This window comes from Stenotrophomonas sp. GD03777, assembly GCF_029842485.1.
Lineage (GTDB): Bacteria > Pseudomonadota > Gammaproteobacteria > Xanthomonadales > Xanthomonadaceae > Stenotrophomonas > Stenotrophomonas sepilia.
In genome coordinates, this window is the sequence record NZ_JAOCGL010000130.1 from 1 (window position 1) to 9,292 (window position 9,292).

The window sequence follows — 9,292 nt, forward strand, 5'->3', positions numbered from 1 at the left end:
CGGCCGACATGTTCAGCCTCGCGTCGCTGCCCGGCGGGTGATCCCGGCATCCACCGGATTCCCACCGGCTGCCCACGCTCTATCCACAGGGTTGTCCCTAGCCAGTTTCATCACTGTCATGTGAAGCTGTCATTGTTCCGTTTCCGCGGTGCGTTGTGCCACCGCAGTGACGCCTTTCGGGCTTGACTGCGCAGCCCGTTCCGGCAGGTCTGAAGCGTCTGATCCGGGCGCCGTCGGCACGATCCTTGCGGCGCAAGGGATTGCCGAATTTCACTACATTTGGCGTTGACGGACCCCACTACCCCCACTATCTTGTGGCCGTCGGTCGCAGCAACCCCAGGTCTGGGGGTTGGCAGCAGCACCCATCCGCGATCGTCAACGGCAGTGGCAGGCGCAGGGTCTCATCCCCTGCGACGCCGTCCTGCCATCCTGGGCCGTCATGTCCCGGGCTGCGTCACCCCGATGCATCGAGCACCCCCAATCACGCCAAGAGGACATACGCCGTGAGCACCGAATCCAGCGCCACCATCGAGAAGGAAAGCGAGTTCCTGTTGACGTCGCCGCCGACGGCCAACGCGATGAGTGTGACCAAGCGCAACGGGACCACCGAGCTGGTGGACCTGAACAAGATCGTGCGCGCGGTGCAGCGTTCCTCCGAAGGCCTGCACGCCGTCGATCCGATGCGCGTGGCCACCCGCACCATTTCCGGCCTGTACAACGGCGCCACCACCCGCGAGCTGGACGAACTGTCCATCCGCACCGCCGCCCTGCTGATCGGTGAAGAGCCCGAGTACGGCCGCCTCGCTGCGCGCCTGCTGGCCAACTACATCGCCAAGGAAGTCTCGGGCCAGGAAATCTACGCCTTCTCGCAGTCGGTCAGCCGCGGTCATGAAGTCGGCCTGATCAACGACCGCCTGCTGAACTTCGTGCAGACCAATGCACGCAAGCTCAACGACGCCATCGACGGCGCGCTGGACCTGAACTTCGATTACTTCGGCCTGCGTACCCTGTACGACCGTTACCTGCTGCGCCATCCGCACACCCGCAAGGTGATCGAGACCCCGCAGCAGTTCTTCTTGCGCATCGCCAGCGCGCTGAGCGAGGACGTGTCCGAGACCCTGGCGCTGTACAAGCGCATGGGCAATCTGGACTACCTGCCGTCCAGCCCGACCCTGTTCAACTCCGGCACCACCCACGAGCAGCTGTCCTCGTGCTTCCTGCTGGACTCGCCGCAGGACTCGCTGGAGTCGATCTATGCCAAGTACGGCGACATCGCCCAGCTGTCGAAGTTCTCCGGCGGCATCGGCGTCAGCTACACCCGCGTGCGTTCGCGCGGTTCGCTGATCAAGTCGACCAACGGCCACTCCAACGGCATCGTGCCGTGGCTGAAGACCATGGATTCGTCCGTGGCCGCGGTGAACCAGGGCGGCAAGCGCAAGGGCGCAGCCTGCGTGTACCTGGAAACCTGGCACGCCGACATCGAGGACTTCCTCGAACTGCGTGACAACACCGGTGACGAAGCCCGCCGTGCGCACAACCTGAACCTGGCCAACTGGGTGCCGGACCTGTTCATGAAGCGCGTCGAGGCCGACCAGGAATGGTCGCTGTTCGATCCGCGCGTCGTGCCGGAGTTCACCGACCTGTTTGGCGAAGCCTTCGAGGCTGCCTACCTGCAGGCCGAAGCCCAGGGCAAGGCCAACCGCACCATTTCCGCGCGCAAGCTGTACGCCCGCATGATGCGTACGCTGGCCGAGACCGGCAACGGGTGGATGACCTTCAAGGACAAGTGCAACCGCGCCAGCAACCAGACCCTGCGTCCGGGCAACGTGATCCACCTGTCCAACCTGTGCACCGAAATCCTGGAAGTCACTTCCAACGATGAAACCGCAGTGTGCAACCTGGGTTCGATCAACCTGGGCAACCACTTCGACGAGCACAACGAGTTCGACTTCGAGAAGCTGGCCGAGACCGTGCGCCTGGCCGTGCGCCAGCTCGACCGCGTCATCGACCTGAACTTCTACCCGATCGAAACCGCCCGCCGCGCCAACCTGCGCTGGCGTCCGGTCGGCCTGGGCTGCATGGGCCTGCAGGATGTGTTCTTCCGCAAGCGCCTGCCGTTCGACAGCGCCGAAGCCCGCGCGCTGTCGAAGAAGATCGCCGAAGCGATCTACTTCCACGCGCTGGAAACCTCCTGCGAGCTGGCCCAGGAACGCGGCAAGCACCCGTCGTTCAACGACACCCGTGCCGCCAGCGGCGAACTGCAGTTCGATGCCTGGAACGTGGTGCCGGAAGACACTGCGCGCTGGGATGCCCTGCGTGAGCGCATCAAGGAACACGGCCTGCGCAACTCGCTGATGATCGCGATCGCGCCGACCGCGACCATCGCCTCGATCGCCGGCTGCTACGAGTGCGTTGAGCCGCAGGTGTCCAACCTGTTCAAGCGCGAGACCCTGTCCGGTGACTTCCTGCAGGTCAACCGCTACCTGGTCAACGAGCTGAAGAAGCTGGGCCTGTGGACGCCGGAGATGCGCGATGCCATCAAGCTGGCCGAAGGCTCCATCGCCGGCGTGGCGCAGATCCCGGAAACGCTGCGCGAGGTCTACCGCACCGCGTGGGAACTGCCGATGCGTTCGCTGATCGACATGGCCGCCGAGCGTGGCGCCTTCATCGACCAGTCGGCCTCGCTCAACCTGTTCATGGAAAGCCCGAACATCGGCGCGATGTCCTCCATGTACATGTACGCCTGGAAGCAGGGCATCAAGACCACCTACTACCTGCGTTCGCGCCCGGCCACCAAGATCGCCAAGACCACGGTGAGTGCCGCCGCACCGGCCAAGGTGTTCAGCCCGGACGAAGCCATCGCCTGCTCGCTGGAAAACCCGGAAGCCTGCGAGGCCTGCCAGTAACACGCCGCGCGGTGGGTGCCGACCGTTGGTCGGCACTCGAACACCTCGCACCTGTAGAGCCGAGCCATGCTCGGCTGCAGCACGGAAACACCAAGGTAGCGCCGGGCCATGCCCGGCGTTTTGACCCGAGAATTCAAGGAAACACCCATGGCCGACAAGCCCAAGCAGATGCTGCTCGATCCCGGTTTTGAACTGACCCTGCGCCCGATGCGCTACCCGCAGTTCTATGACATGTACCGGAATGCGATCAAGAACACCTGGACGGTGGAAGAGATCAACTTCCAGATCGACATCACCGACCTGCACAGCAAGATGTCGCCGGGCGAGCGCCACCTGATCCACCGCCTGGTCGCGTTCTTCGCCACCGGCGACTCGATCGTGTCCAACAACCTGGTGCTGAACCTGTACCAGCACCTCAATGCGCCGGAAGCGCGCATGTACCTGTCGCGCCAGTTGTATGAAGAAGCGCTGCACGTGCAGTTCTACCTGACCCTGCTCGACAACTACCTGCCGGACCCGGAAGAGCGCGCCAAGGCGTTCTCGGCGGTGGAGAACATCGACTCGATCAAGAAGAAGGCCGATTTCTGCTTCAAGTGGATCGACTCGATCCAGGACCTGACCCGCATCGAGACCCGCGAACAGCGCCGCCAGTTCCTGCTCAACCAGATCTGCTTCGCTGCCTGCATCGAAGGCCTGTTCTTCTTCGCTGCGTTCGCCTACGTGTACTACTTCCGTTCGCGCGGCCTGCTGCCAGGCCTGGCCTCGGGCACCAACTGGGTGTTCCGCGACGAAAGCGCGCACATGGAGTTCGCCTTCGAGTCGGTGCGCGTGGTGCGTGAGGAAGAGCCGGACCTGTTCGACGATGAAATGAAGCAGCAGGTCTACGACATGCTGGCCGAAGCCATCGAATGCGAAGTGCAGTTCGCCGAGGACGTGCTGTCCGGTGGCGTGGCTGGCATTTCCACCCGCGACATGCGCCAGTACCTGCAGCACTGCGCCGACCAGCACTTTGCCAAGCTGGGCATGGAAAAGAAGTACAACGTGCGCAACCCGCTGCCGTTCATGGAACTGCAGGACGTGCAGGAACTGACCAACTTCTTCGAACGCCGCGTCTCGGCCTACCAGGTCGGCGTGCAGGGCGAAGTCGCCTTCGACATGAACTTCTGATCGAACCGGTCAGGCCTGTCGCAACGAAAGACCCCGGCCGATGCCGGGGTTTTTTGTTGCGCGCCTGGCTTTTGTAGAGTCGAGCATGGCTCGACTCTACGATCAGCGCCGCCCTTCCACCGCCATGCGCACCGCCAGACCGGCCAGCACCGTGCCCATCAGCCAGCGCTGCACCGCCTGCCAGGTTGGGCGCGCCGTCAGGAAGCCGGCGATGCTGCCGGCCATCACCGCGATCACCGCGTTGACGCTGACACTGACCGCAATCTGGGTGAAGCCCAGCACCAGCGACTGCATCAGCACGCTGCCATGCCCTTCCGGGTGCAGGAACTGCGGCAGCAGCGACAGGTACATCACCGCGATTTTCGGGTTCAGCAGGTTGGTCAGGAAGCCCATTGTGAACAGTCTGCGCGGGCCATCCGGCGGCAGGTCGCGCACCGCGAACGGCGAGCGGCCGCCCGGCTTCACTGCCTGCCAGGCCAGGTACAACAGGTACAGCGCGCCACCGATGCGCAGCGCGTCGTAGGCGAACGGCACGGTCATCAGCAGGGCGGTGATGCCCAGTGCCGCGCACAGCATGTAGAACACGAAGCCCAGCGCCACCCCGCCCAGTGAGATCAGGCCGGCGCGACGGCCCTGGCAGATCGAGCGCGACACCAGGTAGATCATGTTCGGCCCGGGCGTGAGCACCATGCCCAGCGAGATGAGGGCGAAGGCCAGCAGGTCGGAGGTCGCGGGCATGGGCGGTCCTGGCAGGGGGCGTGGCGCAGTGTAGCGCCGCCTGCACGGGGCCTGGCTTAAAATTGCCGGACCCCACACCGAAGCACCCCCATGACCCCGATCCCCGAGACCGTGCCGCCCACCGAAGTGCGCATGGCCGAAATCGTCTTCCCCAACCACACCAACCACCTCGGCACCCTGTTTGGTGGCCAGGCGCTGGCATGGATGGACAAGGCGGCCTTCCTGGCCGCCGCCCGCTACTCGCGCCGCACCGTAGTGACCGCGCGCAGCGACCAGGTCGACTTCAAGCTGCCGATCCGCATCGGCCAGATGGTCGAGACCATCGGCCGCATCGTCGAAGTCGGCCGCAGCTCGATGAAGGTCGAGGTGGAGCTGGTCGCCGAAGACCTGCACAGCGGCGAGCGCAAGCTGTGTACCCGCGGCCACTTCGTGATGATCGCGCTGGACGAGGAAGGCCACCCGATCGCGGTGCCGCCGCTGCCGACGGCCTGAGCCGCCGCTTGCGGGGGCGCCCACGCGCCCCCATCTGGCTCCCATGACCCCGCCGCTGACCGACTTCATCGACCGCGCCCAGCGCCTGTTCGTGCTGACCGGCGCCGGCTGCAGCACTGCCTCGGGCATTCCCGACTACCGCGATGCCGACGGCCAGTGGAAACGTACGCCGCCGGTGACCTACCAGGCGTTCATGGGCGAGGCGGCTACCCGCCAGCGCTACTGGGCGCGCAGCCTGCTGGGCTGGCCGCGCTTCGGCCTGGCCCGGCCCAACGGCACCCACCAGGCCCTGGCCGCCCTGGAAAGCCGCGGCAAGCTGCAGGTGCTGCTGACCCAGAACGTGGATGGCCTGCACCAGCGCGCCGGCAGCCACAACGTGATCGACCTGCATGGCCGCTTGGATCAGGTGCGCTGCATGGGCTGCGAACGCCGCAGCGGTCGCGAGGACTTCCAGCAGCGCCTGCTGGACGCCAACCCGGGCTGGGACGCGCTGGAGGCCGGCATCGCCCCGGATGGCGATGCCGATCTGGAGACCGATTTCTCCAGCTTCGTGGTGCCCGATTGCCCGTCCTGCGGCGCCCTGCTGAAACCGGACGTGGTGTTCTTCGGCGAAAACGTGCCCCGTGAACGGGTGGCGGCGGTGCATGACCACCTGCAACAGGCTGATGCCGTGCTGGTGGTGGGCTCGTCGCTGATGGTCTATTCCGGCTTCCGCTTCGTGCAGGCGGCCGCGAAGGCAGGGTTGCCGGTGGTGGCGCTGAACCGAGGCCGCACCCGAGCCGACGACCTGCTGTTGTTCAAGGATGAGCGGGACTGCGCTGAAGCGCTGGCCACGTGGGCTGCGCGCTGAGCCAAGCACGGGCTCGGCTCTACAAGGGGCGAGGGCTTCTGTAGAGCCGGGCGCACGCTCGGCTGCTGCAGGTCACACGAAACAGCGATCCATCCAGATGGTTGATCCGCGAGCCGCGCAGCGGTGCAATACGCACCCCCTACGTCGTTCATCACCGTCTTGAGCCAGCTGTTCTCGCCGATCTCGTTCGGCCCCCTCACCCTGTCCAACCGCATCGTCATCGCGCCGATGTGCCAGTACTCCGCCGAAGACGGTCGCGCCAGCGACTGGCACGCCATGCACCTGGGCAACCTGGCGCAGTCCGGCGCCGGCCTGCTGATCCTGGAAGCCACTGCGGTCGAGCCGCGCGGCCGCATCAGCTGGGCCGACCTCGGCCTGTGGGATGACGGCACCGAGGCCGCGTTGGCACAGGTGCTGGCCAGCGTCCGCCGCTGGTCGCCGATGCCGCTGGGCATCCAGCTCGGCCACGCCGGTCGCAAGGCCTCGGTGAAGCGCCCGTGGGACGGCGGCGGCCAGTTGCCGGGCGATGATGCGCGTGGCTGGGCCACGGTGGCGCCGTCGCCGCTGCCGTTCCATGCCGCCGATCCGGCACCGCAGGAACTGGACGAGGCCGGCATCGCCGAGCTCATCGCCGCTTTCGCCGCCAGTGCGGTGCGCGCCGAGCGCCTGGGCTTCGAGCTGATCGAGCTGCATGCCGCGCACGGCTACCTGCTGCACCAGTTCCTGTCGCCGCTGAGCAACCACCGCACCGATGGCTATGGCGGCTCGCTGCCGAACCGCCTGCGCCTGCTGGTGGAGGTGTTCGACGCTGTGCGTGCGGCGGTATCGGACAAGATCGCCGTGGGCGTACGCATTTCCGCCAGCGACTGGGTCGATGGCGGCTGGGACCTGGTGCAGAGTGAAGCGCTGGCCCAGGTGCTGGACGCGCGCGGCTGCAATTTCCTGCATGTCTCCAGCGGTGGCCTGGACGAACGCCAGAAGATCACCGTCGGTCCCGGTTACCAGGTGCCGTTCGCCGCGGCGATCAAGACCAAGGTACGCATGCCGGTGATCGCGGTGGGCATGATCACCGAGCCCGAGCAAGCCGAATCGATCCTGCGCCATCGCCACGCCGATGCGGTAGCGCTGGCACGCGGCATCCTCTACGACCCGCGCTGGCCGTGGCACGCTGCTGCCGCATTGCGCGACAGCGTGGAGCCGGCGCCGCAGTACCTGCGCTGCGAGCCGCGCGATGCGCGCGGCGTGTTCAAGGCGCGCTGAGGCTCACACCCGCCAGGCCGGCGCCATGCCGGCCTGCAGGTGCTCGAACAGCGCGCGGATCTTGGCGGTGAAATCGCGGCGGTCGCTGACGCAGAAGTAGACTTCCATCGGTTCCGGGCGCCACGCGGTGTCGGCGCCGAACACCGCCTGCAGGCGGCCATCGCGCAGGTACGGCTCGGCCACGAATGCGGCGAGCCGGGTGATGCCGGCACCGGCCGCCGCCAGCGACGCCAGCGCATCGATGTCATCGCAGACCATGCTCGGCGGCAGCGCGGCGTCCACGCGCTGGCCGTCCTTCAGCAGGCCCCAGCGCAGCGGCCGGCCATCGGTGGGGAAGCGGTGCAGCAGCCCGCGATGGCTGCCCAGGTCCGAGGGTTCCTGCGGCGTGCCATGGGTCTTCAGGTAGGTTGGTGAGGCGCAGAACACGAATGGCACGCGCGCCAGCTGCCGTGCGACCACACCGTCCTCCAGCTGCGCGCCGATGCGGATGCTGGCATCCACCGCCTCTGGACCATGCTGCACGGCGCGGTCGGTCAGGCGCAGCTCCAGCTGCAGTTGCGAGTAGCGCTGCTGCAGTGACGGCAGCAACGGTGCCAGCACGTGGCGGCCGAAGGCGCTGCTGCTGGCGATGCGCAGGGGACCGGCCGGTTCGATATCACCGGCAGTCACCATCGCCTGCGCGCGCGCCAGGTCGCCCTTGATGTGGCGCACCTGCGCCAGGTACAGCGCGCCGGCCTCGCTGAGGGCCAGCTGGCGCGTACTCCGGTTCAGCAGCCGTACGCCCAGATGCGCTTCCAGCCGGTTGATGTTCTGGCCGACCGCGGTGGCGCTGATGCCAAGGATGCGGGCCGCGGCGGCAATGCTGCCGGTCTCTGCGGTGCGGGTGAAGCTGCGGATCAGTTGCAACAGGTTCATGACCGACCAGCTTGCCACGGTGATGGCCAAGTATCGCTTGGGACTGAACCAAGCGGTTCGGTTGCATCGGTGATCATCCGGCTGCTGGGCAGGAAGCTGCCCTACACTGTGGCGATGCGCCCCGATTCCATCCTCACCCTGTCCTGCCCCGACCGTACCGGTATCGTCTACCGAGTGTCCGGCCTGCTGTTCGACCACGGCTGCAACATCCTCGACGCCCAGCAGTTTGGCGACGAGGAAAGTGGCCGCTTCTTCCTGCGCGTGCATTTCGACCGCGATGCCAGCCTGCTGCTGGAGACCGTGCATGCCGCGATGGCCAAACTTGCCGAAGGCTTCGGCATGGACTGGCAGCTGCATGATGGGCGCCGCCGGGCACGCCTGCTGGTGCTGGTCAGCAAGCAGGGGCACTGCCTCAACGACCTGCTGTTCCGTGCCCACAGCGGCCAGCTGAAGGTCGATATCGCGGCAGTGGCGTCCAACCACGCCGACTTTGCGCCATTGGCCGCGTCTTACCAGGTACCGTTCCACCACCTGCCGGTGACCGCCGATACGCGTGCGGTGCAGGAGCAGCAGATCATCGACCTGGTCGAGCGTGAGCGCATCGACCTGGTGGTGCTGGCGCGCTACATGCAGATCCTGTCACCCACGCTGTGCCGCGTGCTGGCCGGCCGTGCGATCAACATCCATCACAGCTTCCTGCCCAGCTTCAAGGGCGCTCAGCCGTATCATCAGGCGCACGCGCGCGGGGTCAAGATCATCGGCGCCACCGCGCATTACGTCACCGAGGATCTGGACGAAGGCCCGATCATCGAACAGGACGTGGCCCGCGTGGACCACGCGATGGCGCCGCGCGAGCTGGTGCGGCTGGGCAGCGATACCGAATCGCTGGTGCTGGCGCGCGCGGTGCGCCGCCATGTGGAGCACCGCATCCTGCTCAACGGGCACCGCACGGTGGTGTTCCGGT

The 9,292-nt window shown here is 66.4% G+C and carries 8 protein-coding genes; 6 read left to right on the top strand and 2 right to left on the bottom strand.

Going from position 1 to position 9,292, the window contains the following annotated elements:
- The first annotated feature begins 503 nt into the window (after nucleotides 1–503).
- Nucleotides 504–2,906 carry a ribonucleoside-diphosphate reductase subunit alpha gene (locus tag N5E02_RS18680; RefSeq protein ID WP_053499270.1) on the top strand — a complete coding sequence of 801 codons (2,403 nt, stop codon included), beginning with the start codon at nucleotides 504–506 and terminating at the stop codon, nucleotides 2,904–2,906.
- Nucleotides 2,907–3,053: 147 nt separating this feature from the next.
- The gene (locus N5E02_RS18685; RefSeq protein WP_005420683.1) at nucleotides 3,054–4,073 is read left to right on the top strand and encodes a ribonucleotide-diphosphate reductase subunit beta; all 1,020 of its coding nucleotides are present in this window, start codon (nucleotides 3,054–3,056) and stop codon (nucleotides 4,071–4,073) included.
- 102 nt (nucleotides 4,074–4,175) lie between these two features.
- On the opposite strand, the gene N5E02_RS18690 is transcribed toward N5E02_RS18685, so the two are convergent.
- Nucleotides 4,176–4,811 carry a LysE family translocator gene (locus N5E02_RS18690; RefSeq protein ID WP_069138090.1) on the bottom strand — a complete coding sequence of 212 codons (636 nt, stop codon included), beginning with the start codon at nucleotides 4,809–4,811 and terminating at the stop codon, nucleotides 4,176–4,178.
- A 90-nt stretch (nucleotides 4,812–4,901) separates the two neighbouring features.
- Here N5E02_RS18690 and N5E02_RS18695 point away from each other — a divergent pair, with 90 nt between their 5' ends.
- From N5E02_RS18695 to N5E02_RS18705, 3 genes are all read left to right on the top strand, one after another.
- Nucleotides 4,902–5,303, top strand: coding sequence for an acyl-CoA thioesterase (locus N5E02_RS18695; protein ID WP_065724127.1), 402 nt, complete (start codon nucleotides 4,902–4,904; stop codon nucleotides 5,301–5,303).
- Between the two features lie 43 nt (nucleotides 5,304–5,346).
- The gene (locus N5E02_RS18700) at nucleotides 5,347–6,153 is read left to right on the top strand and encodes an NAD-dependent protein deacetylase (RefSeq protein ID WP_069138089.1); all 807 of its coding nucleotides are present in this window, start codon (nucleotides 5,347–5,349) and stop codon (nucleotides 6,151–6,153) included.
- Nucleotides 6,154–6,312: 159 nt separating this feature from the next.
- A complete protein-coding gene (locus N5E02_RS18705; RefSeq protein WP_081280882.1) occupies nucleotides 6,313–7,413 on the top strand; it encodes an NADH:flavin oxidoreductase/NADH oxidase in 1,101 nt (366 codons plus the stop codon).
- Nucleotides 7,414–7,416: 3 nt separating this feature from the next.
- Here N5E02_RS18705 and N5E02_RS18710 read toward each other — a convergent pair whose 3' ends face one another.
- A complete protein-coding gene (locus tag N5E02_RS18710) occupies nucleotides 7,417–8,328 on the bottom strand; it encodes a LysR family transcriptional regulator (protein WP_279946599.1) in 912 nt (303 codons plus the stop codon).
- Between the two features lie 114 nt (nucleotides 8,329–8,442).
- On the opposite strand from N5E02_RS18710, the gene purU reads away from it, so the two are divergent.
- The coding region (gene purU, locus N5E02_RS18715; protein ID WP_065178413.1) for a formyltetrahydrofolate deformylase at nucleotides 8,443–9,292 on the top strand (850 nt) is incomplete at its 3' end.

Excerpts from the sequence above, each read along its gene's own strand:
- N5E02_RS18695 (WP_065724127.1), top strand. The coding sequence starts at position 4,902 with ATGACCCCGATCCCCGAGACCGTGCCGCCCACCGAAGTGCGCATGGCC.
- N5E02_RS18710 (WP_279946599.1), bottom strand. The coding sequence starts at position 8,328 with ATGAACCTGTTGCAACTGATCCGCAGCTTCACCCGCACCGCAGAGACC.
- N5E02_RS18690 (WP_069138090.1), bottom strand. The coding sequence starts at position 4,811 with ATGCCCGCGACCTCCGACCTGCTGGCCTTCGCCCTCATCTCGCTGGGC.
- N5E02_RS18685 (WP_005420683.1), top strand. The coding sequence starts at position 3,054 with ATGGCCGACAAGCCCAAGCAGATGCTGCTCGATCCCGGTTTTGAACTG.
- N5E02_RS18700 (WP_069138089.1), top strand. The coding sequence starts at position 5,347 with ATGACCCCGCCGCTGACCGACTTCATCGACCGCGCCCAGCGCCTGTTC.